The sequence below is a fragment of the Streptomyces sp. NPDC096136 genome (assembly GCF_044763325.1).
In the GTDB taxonomy this organism is placed as follows: domain Bacteria; phylum Actinomycetota; class Actinomycetes; order Streptomycetales; family Streptomycetaceae; genus Streptomyces.
Genome location: NZ_JBIWFZ010000020.1, coordinates 110366 through 133671 on the forward strand (window position 1 = coordinate 110366; position 23306 = coordinate 133671).

General features: G+C 73.5%; 21 protein-coding genes. 12 read left to right on the plus strand and 9 right to left on the minus strand.

Annotation, left to right across the window (positions count from 1 at the left end; all coding sequences use genetic code 11):
• Positions 1-2 precede the first annotated feature (2 nt).
• Complete coding sequence (locus ACIRBY_RS30930; protein ID WP_403906763.1) at positions 3-938, minus strand: ion transporter; 936 nt, start codon at positions 936-938, stop codon at positions 3-5.
• A gap of 204 nt (positions 939-1142) precedes the next feature.
• Here ACIRBY_RS30930 and ACIRBY_RS30935 point away from each other — a divergent pair, with 204 nt between their 5' ends.
• Complete coding sequence (locus ACIRBY_RS30935; RefSeq protein WP_403906766.1) at positions 1143-2339, plus strand: sensor histidine kinase; 1197 nt, start codon at positions 1143-1145, stop codon at positions 2337-2339.
• The gene (locus ACIRBY_RS30940; protein ID WP_403906769.1) at positions 2336-3019 is read left to right on the plus strand and encodes a response regulator; all 684 of its coding nucleotides are present in this window, start codon (positions 2336-2338) and stop codon (positions 3017-3019) included. The genes ACIRBY_RS30935 and ACIRBY_RS30940 overlap by 4 nt, the downstream gene beginning before the upstream one ends.
• A 57-nt stretch (positions 3020-3076) precedes the next feature.
• On the opposite strand, the gene ACIRBY_RS30945 is transcribed toward ACIRBY_RS30940, so the two are convergent.
• Positions 3077-3676, minus strand: a complete 600-nt coding sequence (locus tag ACIRBY_RS30945) for a DinB family protein (protein ID WP_403906772.1) — start codon at positions 3674-3676, stop codon at positions 3077-3079.
• A 192-nt stretch (positions 3677-3868) separates the two neighbouring features.
• Positions 3869-4273 carry a DUF5997 family protein gene (locus tag ACIRBY_RS30950; protein WP_403906775.1) on the minus strand — a complete coding sequence of 135 codons (405 nt, stop codon included), beginning with the start codon at positions 4271-4273 and terminating at the stop codon, positions 3869-3871.
• A gap of 57 nt (positions 4274-4330) precedes the next feature.
• On the opposite strand from ACIRBY_RS30950, the gene ACIRBY_RS30955 reads away from it, so the two are divergent.
• A complete protein-coding gene (locus ACIRBY_RS30955) occupies positions 4331-5101 on the plus strand; it encodes a LysR substrate-binding domain-containing protein (protein ID WP_403906777.1) in 771 nt (256 codons plus the stop codon).
• A gap of 38 nt (positions 5102-5139) precedes the next feature.
• On the opposite strand, the gene ACIRBY_RS30960 is transcribed toward ACIRBY_RS30955, so the two are convergent.
• Positions 5140-5793: a hypothetical protein gene (locus ACIRBY_RS30960; RefSeq protein WP_403906779.1), complete on the minus strand. Its 654-nt coding sequence runs from the start codon at positions 5791-5793 to the stop codon at positions 5140-5142.
• Positions 5794-5958: 165 nt separating this feature from the next.
• Here ACIRBY_RS30960 and ACIRBY_RS30965 point away from each other — a divergent pair, with 165 nt between their 5' ends.
• The gene (locus ACIRBY_RS30965) at positions 5959-7359 is read left to right on the plus strand and encodes an NADP-dependent succinic semialdehyde dehydrogenase (RefSeq protein WP_403906782.1); all 1401 of its coding nucleotides are present in this window, start codon (positions 5959-5961) and stop codon (positions 7357-7359) included.
• Between the two features lie 3 nt (positions 7360-7362).
• Here ACIRBY_RS30965 and ACIRBY_RS30970 read toward each other — a convergent pair whose 3' ends face one another.
• The 3 genes from ACIRBY_RS30970 to ACIRBY_RS30980 all read right to left on the minus strand — a co-directional run bounded on the left by ACIRBY_RS30970 (position 7363) and on the right by ACIRBY_RS30980 (position 11745).
• Positions 7363-7956 carry a TetR/AcrR family transcriptional regulator gene (locus tag ACIRBY_RS30970; protein ID WP_403906785.1) on the minus strand — a complete coding sequence of 198 codons (594 nt, stop codon included), beginning with the start codon at positions 7954-7956 and terminating at the stop codon, positions 7363-7365.
• A gap of 70 nt (positions 7957-8026) precedes the next feature.
• Entirely contained in the window at positions 8027-10030 is a 2004-nt protein-coding gene (locus ACIRBY_RS30975) for a discoidin domain-containing protein (RefSeq protein ID WP_403906872.1), read from the minus strand.
• Between the two features lie 275 nt (positions 10031-10305).
• Positions 10306-11745 carry a hypothetical protein gene (locus ACIRBY_RS30980; protein ID WP_403906788.1) on the minus strand — a complete coding sequence of 480 codons (1440 nt, stop codon included), beginning with the start codon at positions 11743-11745 and terminating at the stop codon, positions 10306-10308.
• A 118-nt stretch (positions 11746-11863) separates the two neighbouring features.
• Here ACIRBY_RS30980 and ACIRBY_RS30985 point away from each other — a divergent pair, with 118 nt between their 5' ends.
• Positions 11864-12052, plus strand: coding sequence for a hypothetical protein (locus tag ACIRBY_RS30985; protein ID WP_403906791.1), 189 nt, complete (start codon positions 11864-11866; stop codon positions 12050-12052).
• Between the two features lie 53 nt (positions 12053-12105).
• A complete protein-coding gene (locus ACIRBY_RS30990; RefSeq protein ID WP_403906793.1) occupies positions 12106-12351 on the plus strand; it encodes a hypothetical protein in 246 nt (81 codons plus the stop codon).
• A gap of 15 nt (positions 12352-12366) precedes the next feature.
• On the opposite strand, the gene ACIRBY_RS30995 is transcribed toward ACIRBY_RS30990, so the two are convergent.
• Together ACIRBY_RS30995 and ACIRBY_RS31000 are read right to left on the minus strand one after the other, a co-directional pair.
• The gene (locus ACIRBY_RS30995) at positions 12367-12822 is read right to left on the minus strand and encodes a GNAT family N-acetyltransferase (protein WP_403906796.1); all 456 of its coding nucleotides are present in this window, start codon (positions 12820-12822) and stop codon (positions 12367-12369) included.
• A gap of 182 nt (positions 12823-13004) precedes the next feature.
• Positions 13005-16487 carry a M28 family peptidase gene (locus tag ACIRBY_RS31000; protein WP_403906874.1) on the minus strand — a complete coding sequence of 1161 codons (3483 nt, stop codon included), beginning with the start codon at positions 16485-16487 and terminating at the stop codon, positions 13005-13007.
• A gap of 171 nt (positions 16488-16658) precedes the next feature.
• Here ACIRBY_RS31000 and ACIRBY_RS31005 point away from each other — a divergent pair, with 171 nt between their 5' ends.
• The 6 genes from ACIRBY_RS31005 (at position 16659) to ACIRBY_RS31030 (ending at position 23284) form a co-directional block, all read left to right on the plus strand.
• Positions 16659-17618, plus strand: coding sequence for a LysR family transcriptional regulator (locus ACIRBY_RS31005; protein ID WP_403906798.1), 960 nt, complete (start codon positions 16659-16661; stop codon positions 17616-17618).
• A 149-nt stretch (positions 17619-17767) separates the two neighbouring features.
• Positions 17768-19213, plus strand: coding sequence for a glyceraldehyde-3-phosphate dehydrogenase (locus tag ACIRBY_RS31010; protein ID WP_403906800.1), 1446 nt, complete (start codon positions 17768-17770; stop codon positions 19211-19213).
• Positions 19214-19313: 100 nt separating this feature from the next.
• Positions 19314-19673, plus strand: a complete 360-nt coding sequence (locus ACIRBY_RS31015; RefSeq protein ID WP_403906801.1) for a zinc ribbon domain-containing protein YjdM — start codon at positions 19314-19316, stop codon at positions 19671-19673.
• 396 nt (positions 19674-20069) lie between these two features.
• The gene (locus tag ACIRBY_RS31020; protein WP_403906804.1) at positions 20070-20252 is read left to right on the plus strand and encodes a thiazolylpeptide-type bacteriocin; all 183 of its coding nucleotides are present in this window, start codon (positions 20070-20072) and stop codon (positions 20250-20252) included.
• A 53-nt stretch (positions 20253-20305) separates the two neighbouring features.
• Positions 20306-20488 carry a thiazolylpeptide-type bacteriocin gene (locus tag ACIRBY_RS31025; protein ID WP_403906807.1) on the plus strand — a complete coding sequence of 61 codons (183 nt, stop codon included), beginning with the start codon at positions 20306-20308 and terminating at the stop codon, positions 20486-20488.
• Positions 20489-20578: 90 nt separating this feature from the next.
• Positions 20579-23284: a lantibiotic dehydratase gene (locus tag ACIRBY_RS31030; RefSeq protein WP_403906810.1), complete on the plus strand. Its 2706-nt coding sequence runs from the start codon at positions 20579-20581 to the stop codon at positions 23282-23284.
• The last annotated feature ends 22 nt before the right edge of the window (positions 23285-23306 follow it).

The window sequence follows — 23306 nt, forward strand, 5'->3', positions numbered from 1 at the left end:
CGCTATACGGCGGACTCCAGCCGACGCCCGGGCCCGCGCTCCCGCGGGTCCCGCGGCCCGGGCGCGGCCGGGGGAGCGGACCGGACGAGGTCGAGGCTGGCCTCCAGGTCGTCCAGGGCCAGGCGGGCCGCCGCGATCCGGTCCCGGACCTCGTCGGCGGCGTCCGTGTCCCGCTGCGCCCGCTCGCGCGCCCTGGCGTCGGCCTCCTCCATCTCCCGGGCCTCGTCGAGGGAGTTGAGGACCACCCCGATCAGGACGTTGACCAGCACGAACGAGGCGAGCAGCGCGTACGAGGCGTAGTAGACGATGCTGAACCGGGAGATCTCCAGCCCGGCCCGCACGGCGTCCGTCAGCCCGTCCAGGGTGGTCAGCAGGAACAGGGTGAGCCCGGCCCGGCCGATCGAGCCGTAGTGCTGCGGGTCTGAGCGGGCGAAGCAGACCCAGCCGACCATCGCGTACACGTACACCACCAGAGCGCCGACGAACAGGAAGCTCGCCGTGCCCGGCAGGCTGCGCCCCACCGCGAGCAGCAGGATGCGCAGGTGGGGGAGGAAGCGGGCGGTGCGCAGCACGCGGGCCAGGCGCAGCAGCCGCAGCACGGTGGTGTTCGAGCGCAGGAACGGCAGGAAGGCCGAGGCCACGATCAGCAGGTCGAAGATGTTCCAGGGGTCCCGGAAGAATGCTTTCGGCCGATCGGCGTAGGAGCCCAGGCGCAGCACCATCTCCAGGGTGAACAGGACGAGGCAGCCGTCCTCCGCCAGTTGCAGCAGCCGGCCCTGCGACGCGGCCAGGCCGCTGTACGTCTCCGCCCCCATCAGTCCCGCGTTGATCAGGATCACGATGAACACGCCCATGCCGAACGAGGGGGCCTCGGTGATCCCCCGGCAGTGGGCTGCAAGTCTCCTGCGGCCGGAGCCGGCCTGCGTGGTGTCCGTCATCTCGCTCCTCGTACTCGTGCTCGCGCGTACCGCCCGGACCGGCGTCCGGCGGACCGGCGCGCGGCGCGGGCGCACGCGCCGGTCCGTCCTTCTAACGCCCCACGGCCGAACGGGTTTCAGCTGCTCCGGCCCGCTGCGGACCCGCCCCGGGGCGTAAGCCCGCGGGCCGATGCCCGTACGGAGCGCGGTGGTTACGGTCGGGGCATGAACACGACAGCGCTGCGAGCGCCCCACGGAACGGACACGGGAGGGTGGGCGCGTACCGCCCTCCTCGACGGGGGCGGAGCCGTCCTCCACCTCCTCACCGCAGGACTGCTCCTCGGTTCCGGCCCCCAGAGCACCGGGCCGGTGGCGGCGGCCGTGCTCCTGCTCGCGCTGAGCCTGCTGGCCGGGCTGCTCCGGCGCCGGCCCCTGGCGGCGCTGGCCCTGACCGTCCTCGCCGGCACGCTCGTCGCCTTCGGGTCCGTGGGGCCGCACGGACCGGACCGGCTGCTCGGCTACCTCCCGGTGGACCTCGTCCTCGGCCTCGTCGTGGCCGCCCGCCCCCGCCGGCAGGCGATCGCCGCCGGCCTCGCCGTCGCGGTGGTGCAGGTCCTGGCCGTCGGGCTGCTCGCGCCCGGTTCCACCCTCGTCGGCGCGCTGCTCGTCTCGGTCCTGGCCCTGGTCACCTGCTGCATGGCCGGCCTGCTGGTGCGCCAGCGGCGCGTCCACGCCGGGGAGCTGCGGGCCAAGGCGGTGTCCGAGGCGGTGACCGCCGAACGCCTGCGCATCGCCCGCGAGCTGCACGACATGGTCGCCCACAGCATCGGGGTCATCGCCATCCAGGCGGGGGTGGGCAGCCGGGTCATCGGGACCCGGCCCGAGGAGGCGCGCAGCGCGCTCGGCGCCATCGAGAGCACCAGCCGGGAGACCCTCGCGGGCCTGCGCCGGACCCTGGTCGCCCTGCGCCGGGCCGAGCCGCAGGAGGGCGTGGGCCCCGCCCCGACGGGGCCCGCGCCCGGAGTCGCCGACCTCGACGCGCTGGCGGCCTCCCTCACCGGCTCGGGCGTCGCCGTGGACGTGTGCCGGACCGGCGAGCCGCGCCGGCTGCCCCCGGACATCGACCTGGCCGTCCACCGCATCGTGCAGGAGGCCCTCACCAACGTCGTCCGCCACGCGGGCGGCCGCGCCCGGGCCCGCGTGACCGTGGACTTCGGGGAGGAGGAGCTGCGCGTGGAGGTCGTCGACGACGGCGCGGGAGCGGCGGTGCGCCCCGGACGGCCCGGCTTCGGGATCACCGGCATGTACGAGCGGGTCAGCCTGCTCCACGGCCGCTTCAGCGCCGGACCCCGCCCCGGGGGCGGTTTCCGGGTCGCGGCGGAACTCCCGCTGCCCGTCGCCGACCCGCAGGAGGCGTCATGACCCCGGCGGCGGTGCGCGTCCTGCTCGTCGACGACCAGCCGCTGGTCCGCTCCGGGCTGCGGGTGCTCATCGGCGAGACCGCCGACCTGGAGGTGGTGGCCGAGGCCGGAACGGGCGAGGAGGCCGTCGAACGGGCCGCCGCGCACGGACCCGACGTGGTGGTGATGGACATCCGGATGCCCGGCATGGACGGCATCGAGGCCACCCGCCGGATCACCGGCGGACCGGCCGCGCCCCGGGTGCTGGTGCTGACCACCTTCGACGAGGACGAACACGTCTACGGGGCGCTGCGCGCGGGCGCGAGCGGCTTCGCGGTCAAGGACATGGCCCTGGAGGACATCCTCGCGGCGATCCGCGTGGTCGCCGCCGGGGACGCGCTGATCGCCCCGGGCGTCACCCGCCGCCTGATCGCGGACTTCGTCCGCGGCCCCGGCCCCGGTGCGGAGCGCGCGCCGGGGCGGGCCCCGCGGGCGGGGGCCGGCATCACCGAGCGGGAGCGCGAGGTGCTCACGCTGGTCGGCAGGGGCCGGTCGAACCAGGAGATCGCCGAGGAGCTGTTCATCTCCGTCGCCACCGCCAAGGCCCATGTGGCGAGGCTGTTCGGCAAGCTGGGCGCCCGCGACCGCGTCCAGCTGGTGATCACGGCGTACGAGATGGGCCTGGTCTCCCCGTCCGGCTGAACGGGCCGACCGGGCCCCGGCCGGCGGGGCCCGGGCTCAGGGCGGAGGGGTCCGGGCTCAGGGCGCGGAGCCGTCGGCGCGGCCGGCCTCCCGGGCCGCCCGCTCCACCCGGTCGCGGTGCTCCCGCCACCAGGCCGTGTCCCCGGGGGGTGTGCACGCGCCGTCGACGCGCAGCCCCGTGGCGGCGTCGACGAGTTCGCGGACGATGTCGGCGTGCCCGGCGTGCCGGCCGGTCTCGGCGATCATGTGCACCAGGCTCCGGTGCAGGGTGGTCTCGCTCCGGGCCCCCCACGCGACCCGGCCGACGGAGTCGAGGTCCAGCGACTCGATCGTCCGGTCCGAGTGGGCCCACACGGTGCGGTACAGCTCCGTGATCCGCTCACGCGGCTCCTCCGGGGTGGCCCACAGGTCCGCGTTGGGCTCGGCGGCTCCCGTGATCCACAGGCCCGGCGCCTCGAAGGGCCTGCCGAAGGTCGCGCCGAAGTAGAGGGCCTCGGCGCTGGTCAGGTGCTTGACCAGGCCCAGCAGGTTGGTGCCGCTGGGGGTCAGGGGGCGGCGCACGTCGTACTCGCCGAGCCCTTCGAGCTTCCACAGGAGGGCGTCGCGGGCGTCCTGGAGGTACACCCGCAGGTCTTCTTTGGGATCAGGTCCGGTCATGGGGCGAGTCTGCCGCGCGGAGGCCCGCCGGCCATCCGGTTTTCCGGCCGCCCCGGCCCGGAGGGCGGCGCAGGGCCCGACCGGCCGCTCCCGCCGCCCCGCGTCCAGGCCGGTCGGCGGGCCCGGGGAAGCGGAGACGGCCGGGCCGGGTCCCTCAGGACCCGGCCCGGCCGTCGTACGTGCGGGAGGAGCTCAGGAACGCTTCTGCGCGTCCTTGTCCGCCTTCTCCGCCCGCTTCTCCTTGATGCGCACGGCCTCCTTGCGGACCTCGGCCTGGGTGGCGCGCTCCTTCTGCAGCCACTCCGGGTTGTCCTGCTTCAGGGCCTCGATCTGCTCGGTGGTGAGCGCCTCGGTGATCCCGCCGCGCGCGAGGCCGGCGATGGAGACGCCCAGCTTCGAGGCGACCACCGGGCGCGGGTGCGGCCCGTTGCGCCGCAGCTCCACCAGCCAGGCGGGCGGCTCGGCCTGGAGTGCGTTCAGCTCGGTGCGCGAGACCACGCCCTCCTGGAACTCTGCGGGGGTGGCCTCGAGGTACACACCCAGCTTCTTCGCCGCGGTCGCGGGCTTCATCGTCTGGGTGCTCTGGTGCGACGTCATGCTCCAAGGGTATCGAGCATGTGCGCGGGCTCCGACCACGCCCGGTAACCTTGCGGGGTGACAGGCTCGGATGCATCCCCTTCGTTCCGGCTCGCCTACGTCCCGGGGGTCACACCCACCAAGTGGGTGCGGATCTGGAACGAGCGGCTGCCCGACATCCCGCTGACCCTGGTCGGCGTGACCGCCGGCGAGGCGTTCGCCGCGCTGCGCGGCGGTGACGCCGACGCCGGTTTCGTCCGGCTGCCCGTGGACGGCGCGGACCTCAGCGCGATCCCGCTCTACACCGAGACCACCGTGGTCGTGGTCCCCAAGGACCACGTCGTGGCCGCCGTGGACGAGGTGTCGACCGAGGACCTGGCCGACGAGATCGTGCTGCACCCCCTGGACGACGTCCTGGGCTGGGAGACCCCGCCCGGCAAGCCCGCGTTCGAACGGCCCGCCACCACGGCCGACGCGATCGAGCTGGTGGCGGCCGGCATCGGCGTGCTCGTCGTCCCGCAGTCCCTCGCCCGCCTGCACCACCGCAAGGACCTGACCTACCGGACGGTGACGGACGCGCCCGCCTCCCGGGTCGCGCTGTCCTGGCCGGAGGACAAGACCACCGACATGGTCGAGGACTTCATCGGGATCGTCCGGGGCCGGACGGTGAACAGCTCGCGCGGCCGTCAGGCCACGCCGCCGCAGGCCAAGCAGGAGCGCAAGGCCGCCCCGGCGAAGAAGACGGGCGGCAAGCCCCGGACGGCCGGGAAGCCGGCGGCGAAGTCCGGCGGCAAGCCCACTCGCGGCGGCGCGGCCCCCAAACGCGGCAAGCCCCGCCGCCGCCCGTAGCCCCGACCCGGCCCGCCCGCCACGGTCGGCCCGTCCGCTCAGTTCGGCGCGTCCGGCTCCGGTGGCTGCTCCGGCTCCGGTGGCCGGTCCGGGGCGTCGGGCGGGGGACGGACCGGCTCCCGGGGGGACGCCGGGTCGCGGAGGGTGACCAGGCGGTAGGCCGGGGCGCGCTTCGGGCGGCGCTCGCCACCGCGCAGCCCCCGGGCCTGCTGGACGGCCGCGTCCACGAGCGCGGCCACCAGCGGGTTCGCCCGGCGCAGCCGCAGCAGCTGGTCGGAGCGCAGGCCGATGATCGCGGCGGCCGTGCCGGCGTGCGCGCCCCGGGCCACGGACTGCAGGAACAGCCGCAGGCCCAGCGCGCCGATCCGCCCCCGCGCCGGCCCCCGGTGCGCCGCCGACAGGGCCGTCGCCGCCGCGAGCGCGGCCTCGAAGGCGGGGTCCTGGGCCCGCCACCCGGCGAGCAGCGCCTCCGGGATCCCGGCCGCCGCGGCGCAGCCCGCCGGGCCCAGCCCCATCGCGGCCGCGTGCACGGCGCGGGCGCGCCGGTCGTCGTTCTCCGCCTGCAGATCGGGGTGCGGGTCGAGCGCGGCGGCCAGGGCCCGGTCGACCTCCTCGGCGGCGGTCAGGCCCGCCACCAGGTCCCGGGCCCACTCCCGGCCGCGCTCCGGCTCGTCCTGTGCCCGCTCGTCCACGGTCCGTGCGCCTCCCGCCCGGCTCCTCCGGGTCTCCTGGTCCCATTGTGCGGCCGCGGCGGAGCCCGTGCGGAAACGTCCCGGCGCGCGGCCGGTCCTCGCGTTGCGCGGCCGGGAGCGGGCGGGCAGGGTCGGTGGGGCGATCCCCCGCAGGAAGGTCGGACCATGCCCATCGCCACCGTCAACCCCACGACAGGCCAGACCCTGCGCACCTTCGACGCGCTCGACGCCGACGGCATCGAGCGCTGCCTGGACGAGGCCGCGCGCACGGCCGCCTCCTACCGGCGGACCACCTTCGCCGAGCGCTCCGCGCTGCTGAACCGCGCGGCCGACCTCCTGGAGGCCGAGGCCGAGGACGTCGCCCGCACCATGACCATCGAGATGGGCAAGCCGCTGGCCGCCGCCCGCGCCGAGGCGGCCAAGTGCGTCAAGGCGATGCGCTGGTACGCCGCCCACGCCGAGGGCCTCCTCGCCGACGAGCACCCCGCCGACTCCGACGTCCGCGACGCGGGGGCCTCGGCCGTCCGGGTGCGCTACCGGCCCATCGGGGTGGTGCTCGCCGTCATGCCGTGGAACTTCCCGCTCTGGCAGGTCGTGCGGTTCGCGGCGCCCGCCCTCATGGCAGGGAACGTGGGCCTGCTGAAGCACTCCTCCAACGTCCCCCAGACGGCTCTCTACCTGGGCGACCTCTTCGAGCGGGCCGGCTTCCCGCGGGGCTGTTTCCAGACCCTGCTGATCGGGTCGGGCCCCGTCGAGGGCATCCTGCGCGACCCCAGGGTCGCCGCCGCCACCCTGACCGGCAGCGAACCGGCCGGGCGGGCGGTGGCCTCGGTCGCCGGGGACGAGGTCAAGAAGACCGTCCTGGAGCTCGGCGGCAGCGACCCGTACGTCGTGATGCCCTCCGCCGACATCGCCCGCGCCGCGAAGACGGCCGTGACCGCGCGGGTGCAGAACAACGGCCAGTCCTGCATCGCCGCCAAGCGGTTCATCGTGCACACGGACGTCTACGAGGAGTTCGCCCGGCTCTTCACCGAGGGCATGGCGGGGCTGACGGTCGGCGACCCGATGCACGAGTCCACGGACGTCGGCCCGCTCGCCACCGAGAGCGGCCGCGCGGACGTGGAGGAGCTGGTCGACGACGCCGTCCGCCAGGGGGCCACGGTCCTGTGCGGGGGCCGGCGCCCGCCCGGGCACCCGGACGGCTGGTTCTACGAGCCCACCGTGCTGGCCGACGTCACCCCGGCGATGCGGATCGACCTGGAGGAGACCTTCGGACCCGTCGCCACCCTCTACCGGGTGGGCAGCCTCGACGAGGCCGTGGAGCGGGCCAACCACACGCCGTTCGGACTGAGTTCGAACGTCTGGACCCGGGACGGCGCCGAACTGGAGCGGTTCGTCCACGAGCTGGAGGCCGGCGGCATCTTCGTCAACGGGATGACGGCCTCCCACCCCGCCCTGCCCTTCGGCGGCGTCAAGCGGTCCGGCTACGGGCGGGAGCTGTCCGGGCACGGCATCCGGGAGTTCTGCAACATCACCACCGTGTGGCAGGCGGCGGATCCGGCCTGAGCGTCACGCCTCCATGAGGCCCTGGACATGGTCGGTGATCATGTCCAGGATCTCCGCGGCCGCCTTCTCGTCGCCGAGGACCAGCAGGGCGAGGGTCAGCCCGTCCGTCATCGCGGCCAGATAGCTGGCCAGGACGCCGACCGGGACCCGGGGCCGCAGGCCGGTGTCGCGGCCCAGCTGCCGGATCAGCTCCTCGTAGGTGTCGCGGTACAGGGCGTACTGGCGGCGCGCCAGGTGCTCGAACCCCGGCTGGCGCAGGGCGTACTGGGTGAGCTCGTACGTCAGCATGTGCTCGCCGGGCTGGGCGCACACGTGGTCCCAGTACGCCTGGAAGCCGGCCCGGATCGTCTCGCGCAGGGTCGGCTTCGGGCGGATCGCCTCCTTGACCACCGTGATGTAGTGCGCGGTGATCGTCTCGATGACGGCTTCGAGCAGGGCCTGCTTGGAGTCGAAGCAGTAGTGGAAGACGCTGAGCGACACCCCGGCCTCGGCGGCGATCGACCGGGTCGTGGTGCGGGCGACGCCGTCGCGGGTCATGGCGCGGATCGCGGCCTCGGTCAGCTGGGTCCGCCGCTCCGCCGACGGCATCCGGGCCATGGAACCGGGAACCCCTCTCGTGTCACGAGGCCGGAGCGGGGGCCGGCCGGTCCGGCCGGCCCCCGCCGCCTCAGCTGCTGAAGACGCCGACCTCGTGCAGGGAGTAGCCCCACTGGGTGGCGCGCTGGACCCCCTGGACGCGGAGGTAGCGTGCCGTCACGCCGTCGAACCGGGCCGTGTCCAGGCCGCCGTCGCTGTCGGTCGTGGACCAGGCCGTCTGCCAGTCCGAGCCGTCCGTGGACGTCTCGATCCGGTACGCCTTCCCGTACGCGCGCTCCCAGTCCAGGGTGACGCGCCCGATGCGGTGCGCGGAGCCCAGGTCGATGCGCAGCCACTGGTTGTCGTTCCACTCGCTGGCCCAGCGGGTGCCGGAGTCGCCGTCCACGGCCCGGGCGGGGGAGTAGTCGACGAAGGGGTTCCACCACTCCGAGGTGGACGCCGAGGCGGACGCGCCGGTGGCGAGGTTGACGCTGCCCTGGTGCTTCTCGGACGCGCCCCAGGTGGTGAGGTAGGACTCGGCGCCCTTGAACAGGTCGTCGACCACGTCCTGGCCGCCGACCAGCCGGATGTCCTCGATCCAGTCGGGGACCAGCCCGTAGTGGGCGGCGCCGTCGGTGTTGAGGTCCCAGGTGCGCTGCCCGGCGGTCTGCCGGTCGATGACCGAGCCGCCGTCGGTGCTGCGGAAGGGGTACTTCACCGGGTTCGGGGTGTTCGCGCCCCGGGGGCCGGGCCAGCCGCCGACGCCGTTCATGTCGGTGCCGTAGCCGTAGCCGACGTGGTACTTGTCGCGGAGCGCGTCCGTGCGCTTGGCCTCCGCGCTGAACGCCTCGGAGCCGCTCATGTACTGGGCGGCGAAACCGCCGAGCTTGTAGAGGCGCTCGGTCCAGCCGAGGTCCATCCAGCTGTGCGAGGAGATCACGCCCGGGTACGACTCCGACTCCAGGATGTCGAAGGCGCGGCCCGCGGCCTTGACGCTCATGTGGTCGACCTCGAGCATCATCTTGCGCTTCATCATGCCGCGCACGGCGTACTCGCCGAGTTCGGTGAGCCCGCGGGTGTTGCACTGGGCGCCGGCGGCGTACGTGGGCACCGCCACCCCCGCCGGGAGCTCCTTCTGCGCCGCGGGAGCGGGGGCCAGGCCGATCGGGTTGTCCTTCTGAGGGCCGGTGCACTGCTCGGTCTTCCAGAAGGTTCCGGTCGACAGGAACTGGCCGACGTTGATCGCGGTGCCGAGGGCGCCCTCGTCGAACCGCACGCCGCACAGGGCGTTGTCGAACTTGTGGCACAGGAACATGCTGCGCACGCCCAGCTTGTACAGCTCGTCCAGGCCCCGGTCGATGTCCTCCTTGGAGCACTGCGCGACGTCGAGGATCTGCTTGCAGCCGAAGGGCTCGGAGGTCTCCACGCCCATGACGACGGCCAGCTTGCCCTGCTTGATGACCTCGCGGGCCTGGTCGGAGCTGGTGACGATGCGGAACCAGCCCTTTCCGGGGCCGCCGTACATCTTGTCGATGAACGCCTGCATGTCGTACGTCTTCTGGGCCTCGAGGCGGATGGCGGTCATCTCGTCGCAGCCGCGGTCCTTGAAGAAGTAGACCGAGCAGATCACCCCGTTGGTGACGAGGTCGTTGACGAGGACCCGCTGGCCGCCGCGCCAGGCCCGCTCGACCCAGGCGTAGTAGTTCTGCTGGTGCGTCAGCGAGTCGTGGGCGGGCCAGTCCTTGAAGGTGGGCCAGCCGTTGGGGTCGTGCTTGCCGTCCCCGCCCTTGGTGATGAAGTCGAAGACGGCGAGGGTGCCGTCGGGGTAGTGCTCGGGGCAGTCCTTGAGGGCGTCGGCGACGCCCATCTCGGAGAAGGGCTTGCCGCAGATCAGCCGGCCGCCGAAGCCCTCGTTGGACATCAGGTGGTCGTGGGCGTCGACGAAGCCGCGGACCCTGCCCTGGGCGTCGGTGCCCTTGAAGGGCTCACCGGTCACGTTGACGTCGGAGTCGGGCTGGGGCCGGGCCGTGGGGTTCCACCAGCCGGGATCGGCCGCGGAGTCGGCGAGGGAGGCGGGCGCGGGCCCGAGCACCATCGCGAACGCGGCGATCAGGAGCGAGAGGAGCGCGAAGGGACGCCGGCGCCGGCGGCGCGGGCGTGGGGGAGGGTGAGGGGTCAAGGTGATCACTCATGCCTTCGGTCGGCGGCGAGCGCGGTCGAATCAAGGCATGAGTTGTCATGCCCCGCACAACAGAGGGCACGAGAATCGCTACTGGCGCGTAAGGAGTCAAGGGTCCGGGACGCTTGACCTGATGGACCGTCGGATCCGGCGCGCCGGGACGGGCCCTCGGGCGCGGGCCGCCGCCCGGGTCAGGGAGCGGTGCCCGGGCCCGTCATCGGGGTCACCCCGGTGCGGTGCTCCACCAGCGCCTCCGCCCTCTCGCGGAGTTCCGCGAGGGGCTTCTGCGTCACGGAGCCGCGCACCAGGCTGAGCCCGTACCTGCCGCGGTCCCGCTGCTCCTTCGGGCTGCTGGTGGGGGTGAACGGCTTGTTCTCGTCGGGCGGGCCCAGCCTTACGGCGACGTACGGGGCGGACGGGTCCGTCGTGTGCCAGAGCGTGATGCGCTGCCGGCCGCGGGTCATGTTGAGGATCTCGTTGCTGTTCGCGACATTGCCCTGATACCGGTAGTACGGCGATTCCGGCCCCGGCGGGGACTGGTCCTTCTTCTCCTTCCGGAGCGTCGACGACTGCTTTCGCAGGGTCACGTAGTCGTTGTTGATGGCCATCCTGTCCTTCCGGGCCACCCACGCCTCGGTTTCGATCCTGATCGTCTCGAACGGGGTCTCGGCCGGTCTGTCGATCACGGCGACCTCGTCCTGCGCCCAGTCCTCGCCCGGATTCAAGGGCCTGCCCGACGGCTGGATGAATTCGTCCGAGCGGATCACCCTCCGCCGGGCGGAGTCCTCCGGCTTCGCGCTGACGGGCTTGCCGTAGACCCAGTAGATGCTGCCCAGGACGTACACGGGTATCTGGCCGGAGTTCTTCACCTGGAAATGGAACGGGACGAAGAGCTTCGTCCGCTCCTCGTTGAGGCTCGGTGTGCCGAAGGCCGTTGTGATCTCGATCAGCGGAGCCGTCGTCGAGGGGACGTAGACATGGGTGTAGGCGAGGTTGGCGAACGCCAGCAGGGTGGAGATCACCACCCCGATCGCGATCCGCCGGGGATTGGGCAGGCCCTTCCACGCCCGGCCGTGGATGAGCACCGACAGGGTCCAGAGGGACCACGGGACGAGGGCGCACCACAGCAACAGCCAATGCGTGTACCGCCCGCCGTGGAGCTGTATGAAGAGCAGGACGGCGCTGGCGCTGAGGGAAGCCGCGGCTCCGATCAGGATGACCGTCCCCGAATACCTGATCTCCCGCTTGCCCCAGTAGTCGAACGTGGCCGCCGCGGCCACCACTTCGGTCACGGCCATGAGGAGGAAGATGAACCCGGTCATGCGCCCGAGGTAGGTCAGGGCCGTGAAGGTGTCCGACATGCCGATCCTGACGAACACGTATGCGGTTGCCAGGAGGCCGGTCGCCATGAGGAGGCCGTGGACCCGTCTGCGGCACGGGTGGTCCGGCCACGCGGTGCCGTCCCCGCCGTGCCAGCGGATGTCGTGTGCGAAGGGGATGCCGGAACGGTGCAAGAGCCTCTGCAGTCCCTTGGCGCTGCGGACCCTTCCGGCGGGCCTGTCGTCGATGGTGACCTTCCGCCACCCGAACGCATCCGGCGCTCCCACGGCTACCACGGGTGTGTTCGCCATGGCACCAGTCTGCTTCCGTGCCCGGGTGAGCGCGCCCCGAGGGGACAGCGGGTGCGGTCCGGCCGGGGGCGGGGTGAGACTGGTGGTGACCCCTCCCTCGTTCTCCCTGGAGGTTCCCATGCGCAGAAGGGTTCTCGGGCTCATCGCCGCCGTCGTCCTCGCCGTTCTCGGCGCCGGGGTCCATGCCGCTCAGGCCGACGTGGACACGGCCACGTGCAAGGCCACAGGGGGAAAGGTCCAGTACGACTCCTCGACCGGATTGTGGACCTGTGTCGGAGGCGAACGGGACGGGGAGGCCGTCGTCTGACGCGGCACCGGTGCGGGCGCGCGGGGTGCGGCCGGGCCGCCTATCGTCGAGGTATGAGCGAGACCGTGGTCGTGTACGAGTACGACCGGCCGGGCGGCGAGGGGTCCGTCCTGCGCGTACACGCGGCTCCCGCCGCCCCTGGCCGCAGCTCCGTACGCGGCCCCCGGACGCTCTGCGGCCGGGACACCTTCGCCATGGAGACGGCCCCCCGGCAGCCCTCCGGGGACCCGGGTGCGCCCTGGTACCCGCAGGAGTACGCGGACCGGGTCTGTCCGGCCTGCGCGGACGCCGCCGGGTAGGGCGGGCACAGGGGGTCAGCGGCCGGGGGCCATGTCGTACGTGACCCACATGGTGCGAGTGGCCACCTGGTCGTACTTGGACCGCGCCCGGTGGTTGTCGTCGGCGGTGATCCACCGGACGACGCTCCAGCCGCGCTCCGCCGCGAGCTCGCGCAGGGCGCCGAGCAGCAGGTCGGCGGCGCCGCAGCCGCGGTGTTCGGGGGCGACGAACAGGTCGTCCAGGAAACAGCCGGTCGTCGCGGACAGCGGGCGGGCGAAGGGGCGGTAGTGGGCGAGGCCGACCAGCCGGCCCTCGGTGTCCTCGGCCACCAGGGCGCCGACCTCGTGCGCGGGGTCGTTGATCCAGGCCCAGACGGTCCCCGCGGCCTCCTCGGTCTGCTCCACCCGGTAGAAGTCGGCGTACCCCCGGTACAGGGCGCGCCACTGGGCGAAGTCCCCGGGCTGGGCGGTGCGGACCACGATGTCGGACATGTCTGGGATCTCCTGGGGTCGGGGCTCGGGGAACCGATCATGCCGGAGCGCCCGGCGGCCCGTGATGCGCCGCCGTGTCCAAAGCCGGGCCGCCGTCCTGACGCCGTGGACAGGGGTGGACGCGGCGGAGCCCGGTCCGGCGGGTCGCCGGACCGGGCCCCTGGAGGATGCCGCGGGGTCGGTCAGCTCACCCGGAGGGTGACGTCGTCGACCACGAAGGAGGTCTGGAGGGACTGGTCCTCCACCCCCTGGAACCGCAGGGTGACGGTCTGCCCGGCGAACGGGGAGACGTCGTAGCTCTTGAGCACGTAGCCGGATCCCGCGTCCGCGTTGGACAGGGTCTCCAGGGTCTGGCCGCCCACCGAGACGGTGAACGTGTCGTAGACGGTGCTCTCGGTCTCGTCGGTGTCGATGTGCAGGTAGAAGGAGAGGCGGGCCGAGGAGCAGCCGGCCGGGAGGGTCAGCGACTGCGCGGCGCTGTCGGTGCGCGGGGAGCCCCAGCCGTTGAGCCACGCCATGTAGGCGCCGGCGTGCGGGGTCTCGCCGGCCTGGTTGGTGATGACCCCGGAGGTGGCGCTCCAGGGGGCGGCGCCGTTCTCGAAGCCGCCGTTGGCCACGACCTCGGCCGGGGTGCAGCTGCCGCCGCCCCCGCCGATGGTCAGCGTGTACGTGGTGCCGTGGGTGGTGGAGCCGGTGCCGGTCACGGTCAGGGTCGCCGTGCCGGGGGCGGTGCCGGCGGCCACCTGGACGGTGAGGGTGGAGGACTGGCCGGACTGTACGGAGGACGGGCTGAGGGTGGCGGTGACGCCGGCCGGGGCGCCCGAGACCGTCAGGGCGACGTTCTGGGGGCTGCCGCTGACGGTGGCGGTGTTCACCGTCGAGGTGACGCTGCCGCCCGGCGCGGCGGTGCCCGCGGCGGGGGAGGTGGAGAGGGAGAAGTCGGAGGCCGGGGCGGTGCCGCCGACGGCCTGCTTCCAGATGGCGTAGGCGACCCCGTCGGCGCTGCGGTCCAGGACCGTGGCGCTGATGTTGGCCGGGGTGTCGCAGGAGCTGTGGTAGCAGGAGTCGTACGCCGCGTTCGCGGTGCCGCCCCACTTCGCGGCCTGCGCGGAGGTCTTGCGGGCGCTGGCGCCGGCCGCGTAGCCGGAGGTGGGGATGCCGGCCTGCTGGAAGGAGTAGTCGTCACTGCGGCCCTGGCCCTCGGTGTTCTCCTCGGGCGCGAGGTTCAGCGAGGTCCAGTACGCCTTGAGGGGGGCGGCCGTGGTGGAGTTGACGTTGTTGATGAAGTAGCCGCCGTTGGGCGAGCCGACCATGTCGAAGTTGTAGTAGCCCTTGATGGCGGCGCGCTGGGCGCTGCTCAGCTGCCCCACGTAGAACTTCGAGCCGTTGAGGCCCTGCTCCTCGTCGGTCCACCAGGCGAACCGCACGTGCTTGGTCATGGCGGGGTTCTTCTGGGCCAGGACCAGCGCGTTCTCCAGCAGGGTCGCGGAGCCGGAGCCGTTGTCGTTGATGCCCGGGCCGGCGGAGACGCCGTCGAGGTGGGCGCCGAACATCACGGTCTGGTCGTCGGGGCCGCCCGGCCAGTCGGCGATCAGATTGTTCGACGGGTAGGTGCAGGAGGTGCAGGCCTGCTCGGTGACGGTGTAGCCGGCCGCCTGGAGCTTGCCCTTGATGTAGGCGAGGGACTGGGTGTGGCCGCCGCTGCCGGCGCGGCGGTTGCCGCCGTTCTGCGTGGCGATGGTGCCCAGCTGGTTCAGGTGGGCCTGGACGTTGGCCGCGCTGATGTCCGGCGGGGTGGTGGGGTCGGGCTGGCCGCCGCCGACGGTCAGGGCGTAGTCGGCGGTGTGCGCGAGGGCGGCGCCCTGGCCCTTGACGGTGACCGTGGCCGGCCCGGGAGCCGTGGTGGAGCTCGCGGACAGGGTCAGGGTGGAGGACTGGCCGGACTGCACGGTGGCCGGGTTGAAGGCGGCGGTGACCCCGGAGGGCAGTCCGCTCGCGGTGAGGGTGACCTGCTGGGCCTGGCCGGTGGTGGTGCTGGTGGCCACGGTGGTGGTCACCGAGGCGCCCTGCTGCACGCTGCCCGACGCCGGGTTGAGGGTGAGCGAGAAGTCGCCCTGGCCGCTGGGGGCGCAGGCGGGGTCGCCGGACTGGGCCGGCACGCTGATCGCGTCCCAGGCGGCCTTGGTCTTGTTGAACAGGTCGCAGGAGGCGTCGAGGGCTTTCGCGGAACTCAGCGTCGCCGTCCGGTACTTCTTGTAGGACATGCTGCTGGTCTTGAGCAGCATGGCGCCGTAGAAGATCTTGCCGGCGTTCTGCACGCCCACGCCGGTGACCGTGGACTGGTTGCAGGTGCTGCTGGCCGGCTTGCCGCCGCCGGGGTTGCTGCCCTCGGCCAGCAGGTAGAACCAGTGGTTCAGGGGGCCCGCGGCCGCGTGCACCTCGGTGCCCGGTATCGCGGAGCTGTAGCAGGACGGGTCGTTGTTGACCGCCGAGGGGTTGTACATGTTCCGGATCGGGCCCCGGCCCTGGAGGTTGATCATCTCGCCGACGGTGTAGTCGGGGGTGTCGTACGGGGCGGGCTCGTTGGCGTACGCCTCGGTCAGCGCGCCGAAGATGTCGCCGGTGCCCTCGCCGAGCCCGGCTTCCTGGCCGCTGGTGCCGCCGGGGGTGTTGGTGTCGATGGCGTGCCCGTACTCGTGGCCCACCACGTCGATGCCGGCGATCCACTCGTTGGCACTGTTGTGGCCGATGGTGACGGAGCTGCCGTCCCAGTACGCGTTGAGGTCGCCCAGGCCCACCTTGCCCGGGAAGCTGCGGCCGTTGCCGTCGACGCCGTTGCGGCCGAGCCACTGGCGCAGCATGTCCCACTGCTTCTGCGCGGCGAACATGAGGTCCGTGCACCCGGTCTCCTTGGAGGTCGGGTTGCCGGTGCCCCAGGAGTCCGAGGACTTCGAGAAGACGGTGCCGCTGCTGTAGTCCGCGCAGCTCAGGCCCGGGCGGTTCGGGTCGCGCAGGGAGTAGGTGCCGCCGGAGGCGGTGGTGTCGACCGTCAGCGGGTTGGGGCCGTTCCACTTGCTGCTGCCGCTGCCCGCGACGACCTCGTCCCAGCGGTCGACGACCCTGCCGGTGCGGGCGTCCACGAAGACGTGCAGCCGGCTGGGCGCCGACTTCGTCGACCCGGTCAGGACCGTCTCCCAGGCCAGGACCGGCTTGTCGGCCTTGAGCCGGACGACCAGACGGCTGCTCTCCACCCGTTCCACCCGGGCCAGTTCGGCCCGGGCCGAGGACTCGGCCGCCCTGGCGGTGACGGTCGGGGTGGTCGCGACGTCGATCACGGTCGAGGAGGCCGACTGGAGGGCGCGGACCTTGCCCTCCCCGTCCGCGAGGACGACCGCGTCGCCGCCGACGACCGGCAGGCCGCGGTAGCTGCGCTCGTACGCGACGGAGAACAGGTCCTGCACCCAGGGGGTGACCAGGCGGCGGTCGTACTGCTGTTGCGGCTGGTTGACCAGGCCGTCGAGGCCGCTGCGGACGGCCGCGTCCGCGGCGGCCACGGCCCGGTCGGCCCGCGAGGGCCGGGGCGGTACGGGATCCGGCTGCTGCGCGGCCGACGCGGTGCCGGCCAGCGCTCCGGCGAGGCTCGCGGTCAGCGCGAAGGCCGCCACGGACGCCGTCCATCTGGTGGGCTGCACGAGTCCACTCCGATCGTGTGTGTGGGGGGTGTCTGGCTTGCGCCGTCGCCGAGTATGAGCGTGGACATGGCGAGATTGGGACATCCCTGCGGGCATAAGGCCCGGGTTATGGTGCGGCGCGGTGACGCTGCGTAAGCTGCCGGGATGCAGCTGGAGTTGAGGCACCTGCAAGCCGTCTGCCGGATAGCGGAAGCAGGCAGTCTGGGCGCGGCCGCGCGCCGGCTCGGGGTCTCCCAGCCGGCGCTCTCCGCCCAGCTGCGCAGGATCGAGCGGGTCACCGGCGGCGAACTCTTCGTCCGCGGCCGCAGCGGGGTGGAGCCCACCCCGCTGGGCCACTTCGTCCTCGCCAAGGCCCGCCGGGTGCTCGGCGAGATGGACGCCCTGGGGGCCGAGGCCCGCGCCCTGTCGGCGGACGCGCCCCTGCGGCTCGGCTGCATCCTGCTGGTCCTCCTGGACGGACTGCTCGCCCGCACCGACCTGGCCCTGGCCGGGCGGGAGGTGGCGGTGGACCTGGAGACCTCGGTGACGGCCCTCGTACGGATGCTCGGCGCCGGCCGGTACGACGCCATCGTCTACGGCGAGGTCAACGACTACGAGGTCCCCCTGCCCGGCGGCGTCCAGGCCCGCACCGTCGTGCCCCGGGAGCCGTTCTGCATCCGGATGTCCGCGCGCCACCCCCTGGCCGGCCGCACCCGGCTCGACCTGGCCGACCTGGCCGGCGAGCAGTGGATGACCCTCGTCCAGGACGACGACGGCGGCCCCGAGGCCCTGATCGAGGCCTGCGCCAGGGCGGGCTTCACCCCCTCGCTGCGCTACCGGATCACCGACCGCAAGATGCAGCACGACCTGATCGCGGCGGGCCGGGCGGTCTCGCTCAGCCAGCCCACCGCCCCCGCCGTACCGGGCACGGTCATGCGGCCCCTGGCCGGCACCCCCGTCACCGGCCGGATCCGGCTGGCCTGGAACCGGGCGTCGGTCTCCGCGCACCAGGCGGAGCTGCTCCACCGGGCGGCAGTGGAGGCCTACCTGGCGAACGTGGACAACAACGCCTTCCACCGGACATGGTGGGACGCCCACCCGGAAGCCCATCCGACCCTCGGCTGACCTCCGCCGCCGCCCCGCCCCCGCACCCCCGCCGCGCGCTCACGCGCTGTGCGCCCCTGGTCGCGGGCGGTTTCCCCGCCACCCCCGCAGAGGATGCCGGGCGCGGTCGGGTTAGCATATGAGCGCCGCCTAGCTCGAAAGATAACTCTGTGACTGTCAACGAGGACTCGTTCAGCAACTGGAAGACCCGCGAGGAGATCGCGGAGTCGATGATCCCGATCATCGGGAAGCTGCACCGCGAGCGGGATGTAACGATCCTGCTGCACAGCCGCTCCCTGGTGAACAAGTCGGTGGTCAGCATCCTCAAGACCCACCGGTTCGCCCGGCAGATCGACGGCGAGGAGCTCTCGGTCACCGAGACCATGCCGTTCCTGCAGGCCCTCGCCGCGCTCGATCTCGGTCCGTCGCAGATCGACATCGGCATGCTCGCCGCGAACTACAACAGCGACGACCGCGGCCTGTCCGTGGCCGACTTCACCGCCGAGGCCCTCGCCGGCGCCACCGGCGAGAACAAGCTGGAGGGCTCCTCCGGCCGCGACGTCGTCCTCTACGGCTTCGGCCGCATCGGCCGCCTCGTCGCCCGCCTGCTCATCGAGAAGGCCGGCTCCGGCAACGGCCTGCGCCTGCGCGCCATCGTCGTCCGCGGTGGCGGCGAGGCGGACCTGGTCAAGCGCGCCTCGCTGCTGCGCCGCGACTCGATCCACGGCCAGTTCCAGGGCACGATCACGGTCGACGAGGCGAACAGCACGATCATCGCCAACGGCAACGCGATCCGCGTGATCTACGCGAACGACCCCTCCGAGGTCGACTACACGGCGTACGGCATCAAGGACGCCATCCTCATCGACAACACCGGCAAGTGGCGCGACCGCGAGGGCCTCTCCAAGCACCTGCGCCCCGGTATCGACAAGGTCGTCCTGACCGCCCCGGGCAAGGGCGACGTCCCGAACATCGTGCACGGCGTCAACCACGACACGATCAAGCCGGACGAGCAGATCCTCTCCTGCGCCTCCTGCACCACCAACGCGATCGTCCCGCCGCTCAAGGCCATGGACGACGAGTACGGCGTGCTGCGCGGCCACGTGGAGACCGTCCACTCGTTCACCAACGACCAGAACCTCCTGGACAACTACCACAAGGCCGACCGCCGCGGCCGCTCCGCGCCGCTGAACATGGTCATCACCGAGACCGGCGCCGCCTCCGCCGTCGCGAAGGCGCTGCCCGACCTCAAGGCGCCGATCACCGGCAGCTCGATCCGCGTCCCCGTCCCGGACGTCTCGATCGCCATCCTCAGCCTGCGCCTGGGCCGCGAGACCACCCGCGACGAGGTCCTCGAGTACCTCCGCGGCGTCTCCCTGCACTCGCCGCTGAAGCGCCAGATCGACTTCACCACCGCCCCCGACGCCGTCTCCATGGACTTCGTCGGCTCGCGCCACGCCTCGATCGTGGACGCCGGCGCCACCAAGGTCGACGGTGACAACGCGATCCTGTACCTCTGGTACGACAACGAGTTCGGCTACTCCTGCCAGGTCATCCGTGTGGTCCAGCACGTGTCCGGCGTCGAGTACCCGACCTACCCGGTCCCGGTCGCCTGACCGTCCCCCGGGAGAGCGTGCGCTCCGGTGCCCCGTCGACTTCGGTCGGCGGGGCACCGCTGTGATTCATCCGCTTTCATCCGCTTCCTAGGATGGTCACATGACCGACACCGCACTTCCCCCCTGCCCCGAATGCTCCGGCGCGTACGCCTACGAGATGGGCACCCTCCTCGTCTGCCCCGAATGCGGGCACGAGTGGTCGCTCGCGGTCGGCGAGACCGACGGCGGCGCCCCGCGGGAGCGGGTGGTCAAGGACGCGGTCGGCAACGTGCTCGCCGACGGCGACACCGTGACCGTCGTCAAGGGGCTGAAGGTCAAGGGGCACCCGACCGGCATCAAGGCCGGCACCAAGGTGCGCAACATCCGCCTCGTCGACGGAGTCGACGGCCACGACATCGATTGCCGGATCGAAGGCTTCGGCTCCATGCAGCTGAAGTCCGGCGTGGTGAGGAAAGGCTGATTCCTGACTGACATCCCGCTCACTTCCGCCCCCGTCCACCCCTGGTGGACGGGGGCTTTTCCATACCCGGACCGGCCATCGGCAGAAAGGATCAGGCCGTCGTGGCCCGATCATGCGGAACGCCGTCCCGGAGGGGCGGGATTTCCCGTGCATTCGAGCCAGACCCCGCACGGCTTCGGAACCGCGGCCGGATCTCCGCTCTAGCGGCCCGCCGCGCCCCTGGGTGATCCTGAGGCCCGGGTCGGCCGCACCAGTGGCCGGATGGGATCGATATCCGGCCGGACCGAAACCCGAGGAAATCCGTCATTCCCTTCCGCCGCCCGCGCCGTTGCGCAGGCCTGCGGAATTCCGCCCCGTGCACCTTTCGGCTTTCGCTTCCACCTGAGGGAGACACACATGTCCGACACCGCGCGCACCCCCGAATTCGGCTTCGAGGACCTCGACCTGGACCTCGGCGACCTGACCGTCACCGCGATGCGGGACACCGTCGCGCTGCCCGAGGGCGGCGCCTCGTGGGGCTCCTGCTCCTGCCAGGGCTCCTCCTCCTGCGCCAAGCCGCAGGACTCGTTCGTCGACTGACGCCCCGGACCGCGGACACCCGGACCATCGGCCTTCCACCAGAGGAGACATCCATGACGCCCGCCAACCACACGCCCGGATTCGACCTCGAGGACCTCGACCTGGACCTCGGCGACCTGACCGTCACCGCGATGCGGGACACCGTCGCGCTGCCCGAGGGCGGCGCGTCCTGGGGCTCGTGCTCGTGCCAGGGCTCGTCGTCCTGCGCGCAGCCGACCCACCCGACCCCCGCGTAACCACGCACCGCCCACGACGCAGACCCGCTTCCCGCCGCGCCCCGAGCGCGGCGGGAGGCCCGCGCCACCACCCACAGGACGGGGACCAGCATGCAGCAGCCGCACGGCACGCCGGCCGAGGCCGGAGCCGACGCCCACGGGGTGTGGTCCGCGCCGTACGCGCTGGTCCGCGCCACCGTGCTGACCCACCCCGCCCAGACGGCCGACGCCGCCGGCTTCCGCGCCCTGCTCGCCCGGCTCCACGGGATCGACCGGCAGCTGACGCGGACCGCCGCACCCCTCTGCGACGACCTGTACGCCAGCCGCGGCGGCCACCCCGACACGCTCCACCGCGACGTGGTCCTGCCGCTGCGCCGCGCCCTGCACAACGGACGCGAACCCCGCCCCGCCCTGCTGGAACGCCTCGGCGACCTCCCGCAGCGCCTTCCGCGGCTCGCCTCCTGGCTCGACCTGCGCGCCCGCCGCACCGCCCTCCTCGCCGAACTCGCCCCCGCCGCCGAACGGGCCCTGGCCGCCGAACGGGCCGCCCTGGCCGCCCTGTGCCGCGAGCCGGCCCTCGCCAAGGCCGTCGCCCTCACCAGCGCCGACCTGCTGCGGGCCGTGGAACGGGCGGGCACCGGAGCCCGGGACCGCAGGGCCCGCAAGGAGGAGCCCGCCGTCCTGCGCTACGCCCTGCGGGCCAGCACCAAGACCAGCCCGCTCTCCTGGTTCACGGCGGTCGGCTGGGGGCCCCTGCCCCAGGCCGCCGGCCGCACCGTCCCCGCCTGGGGCCGGGCGCCCCTGTTCGAGGGCCCGCTGCACGCGGTCGTCCGGCCCAGCCGCACCCTGACCACCGCCCTCAGCCTCGCCCTCCTCGACGCCCCGCACCGCCGGGCCGCCCTGCCCCACCGCATCACCAGCACCCCCCGGACCGCCGCCGGGCGGGTGGCGTACTCCCGTGACCGGACCGTCTTCGCCGGGGGCCGCTACCTCGTGGCCGGCGAGGACGAGGCCGAACTGCCCGCCACCGGCCCGCTGGGCCTGGTCACCGAGCGGGCCGGGCACCCCGTACCGCCCGAGGAGCTCACCGGGCTGCTGGCCGCCGCCCTGGCGGGCGGGGCCGGCGACGGCCGGGCCGCCGCGGCCCGCTTCCTCGGCCGGCTCACGGAGGCGGGCCTGCTGGTGCCCGTCGACCCGGTCCCGCCCCAGGACCCCGACCCGCTGGGCCGCCTCGCGGACTGGCTGCGCTCCCTCGACGGCGCCACCCCCGAGGACCGGGCCGAGGACGCCGCCCAGGCCGACCGCCTCGCCGAACTCGCCCGGACGACCACCTCCTTCGCCGACGCCCCCGCCGCGGACCGGCCCGCCCTGCTGGCCGGCCTCTCCCACCGCTGGGGCGAGGCGCTGGCCGCCGCCGGACGCCCCGTCCCGAGCGTGTCCGCACCCCTCAACGCGGTCTCCGAGGACGTCGTCGCCCCGCGGCCCCTCGACCTCGGCGGCTTCCTCGACGCCGGCGACCACGAGACGCTCGGCGAGGTCACGGCTCTGGCGGAGCTCTTCGACCTCGGCCACCTCCTGCGCCGGGTCGTCCGCGACCGCTTCGTCGCCCGCTACGGCCCCGGCGGCCGCTGCCCGAACCCGTGGGAGTTCGGCGCCGACATCGCCGACGCCTGGGAGACCGCCGGACGCCTCGCCGCCCTCGACCCCGCCGGCCCCCTCCCCACCGGGACCGGCGCCCTGGCCCGCCTGCGCGCCGGGGCCGCGGCGGCCGTCCGGGACGCCCTGGACGCGGACCCGGCCGGAGCCGCCGAGGCCGTCCTGCCCCCGGACCTCCTCAAGGGCCTCGGCGACCGGCTGCCCGACTGGGCCCTCGCCCGCCCGCTCAGCTACGCCTACTTCCTCCAGCGCGACCCCCTCACCCGGCGGCTGTGCGTCAACCAGGTCTACGGCGGCTGGGGCCGCTTCACCAGCCGCTTCCTGGACAGCCTGGACCCGCGCGCCACCACCGGGGTGTCCCGGCAGATCCGGCGCGCCCTGGGCCCCGGAGCACGCGCCGCCCAGGTCCGCCCCGTCGGCGGGTTCAACGCCAACCTCCACCCCCTCCTCGTCCCGGACGAGATCGGCCCCGACCGCCGCTGGGCCTCCCTCGGCGAGGCGGACCTGGAACTCGTCCACGACGAGGCCGACGACCAGGTGCGCATCCGGCTGCGGAGCACCGGCGAACTCCTCGACGTGCTCTACCCCGGCTTCCTCGCCCCCGTCCTGCTGCCGCGCCGCCTCGGCGCCCACCTCGCCGACCAGCCCCACGGCGTGGTCGACTTCGGCCCGCTCGTCCCCCGCGGCGCCCTCCCCGCGCCGGGCGGCGGCCGGGTCGTGCACACGCCCCGGCTGCGCCACCGCGACGTGGTGCTCCGCCGCCGCCGCTGGCTGCTGCCTCCCGACGTGCTGGAGCGGCTGCGCGCCGACCTCGCCGCCGGCGGCGAGGTCCCGGCGGAGGCCGCCGCCCACTGGCGCGCCGCCCTGGACCTCCCCGAGCAGCTCTTCCTGCACCCGGCCGGCACCGCCCCCACCGGGCGGGCCGCCGACGACTTCCTGACCCGCCTCGGCCGCCCCAAACCGCACCTCCTGGACCTGGGCAACGCCCTGCACCTGCGCTGCCTGCCCAAATGGCTCTCCCGCCACGGCGGCGGCGCCGTCCTGGAGGAGGCCCTGCCCGCCCCCGGCGGCCAGGACGCCCCGGCCCGCGCGGTCGAACTCGTCCTGGAGGTCTACCGGACCGGACGGCGGCGACGAGGCGATGAGGCGATGAGGCGATGAAACGACCCCGGACGACGAAGGA

Bases quoted from the DNA above. Each gene is read 5' to 3' on its own strand.
- ACIRBY_RS30950 (WP_403906775.1), bottom strand. From the start codon at position 4,273: ATGACGTCGCACCAGAGCACCCAGACGATGAAGCCCGCGACCGCGGCG.
- ACIRBY_RS31015 (WP_403906801.1), top strand. From the start codon at position 19,314: ATGACCGACACCGCACTTCCCCCCTGCCCCGAATGCTCCGGCGCGTAC.
- ACIRBY_RS30970 (WP_403906785.1), bottom strand. From the start codon at position 7,956: ATGGCCCGGATGCCGTCGGCGGAGCGGCGGACCCAGCTGACCGAGGCC.
- ACIRBY_RS30940 (WP_403906769.1), top strand. From the start codon at position 2,336: ATGACCCCGGCGGCGGTGCGCGTCCTGCTCGTCGACGACCAGCCGCTG.
- ACIRBY_RS30975 (WP_403906872.1), bottom strand. From the start codon at position 10,030: ATGGTGCTCGGGCCCGCGCCCGCCTCCCTCGCCGACTCCGCGGCCGAT.
- ACIRBY_RS30930 (WP_403906763.1), bottom strand. From the start codon at position 938: ATGACGGACACCACGCAGGCCGGCTCCGGCCGCAGGAGACTTGCAGCC.
- ACIRBY_RS30965 (WP_403906782.1), top strand. From the start codon at position 5,959: ATGCCCATCGCCACCGTCAACCCCACGACAGGCCAGACCCTGCGCACC.
- ACIRBY_RS31020 (WP_403906804.1), top strand. From the start codon at position 20,070: ATGTCCGACACCGCGCGCACCCCCGAATTCGGCTTCGAGGACCTCGAC.
- ACIRBY_RS30980 (WP_403906788.1), bottom strand. From the start codon at position 11,745: ATGGCGAACACACCCGTGGTAGCCGTGGGAGCGCCGGATGCGTTCGGG.
- ACIRBY_RS31005 (WP_403906798.1), top strand. From the start codon at position 16,659: ATGCAGCTGGAGTTGAGGCACCTGCAAGCCGTCTGCCGGATAGCGGAA.
- ACIRBY_RS30935 (WP_403906766.1), top strand. From the start codon at position 1,143: ATGAACACGACAGCGCTGCGAGCGCCCCACGGAACGGACACGGGAGGG.
- ACIRBY_RS30945 (WP_403906772.1), bottom strand. From the start codon at position 3,676: ATGACCGGACCTGATCCCAAAGAAGACCTGCGGGTGTACCTCCAGGAC.
- ACIRBY_RS30985 (WP_403906791.1), top strand. From the start codon at position 11,864: ATGCGCAGAAGGGTTCTCGGGCTCATCGCCGCCGTCGTCCTCGCCGTT.
- ACIRBY_RS31025 (WP_403906807.1), top strand. From the start codon at position 20,306: ATGACGCCCGCCAACCACACGCCCGGATTCGACCTCGAGGACCTCGAC.
- ACIRBY_RS30995 (WP_403906796.1), bottom strand. From the start codon at position 12,822: ATGTCCGACATCGTGGTCCGCACCGCCCAGCCCGGGGACTTCGCCCAG.
- ACIRBY_RS31030 (WP_403906810.1), top strand. From the start codon at position 20,579: ATGCAGCAGCCGCACGGCACGCCGGCCGAGGCCGGAGCCGACGCCCAC.
- ACIRBY_RS30990 (WP_403906793.1), top strand. From the start codon at position 12,106: ATGAGCGAGACCGTGGTCGTGTACGAGTACGACCGGCCGGGCGGCGAG.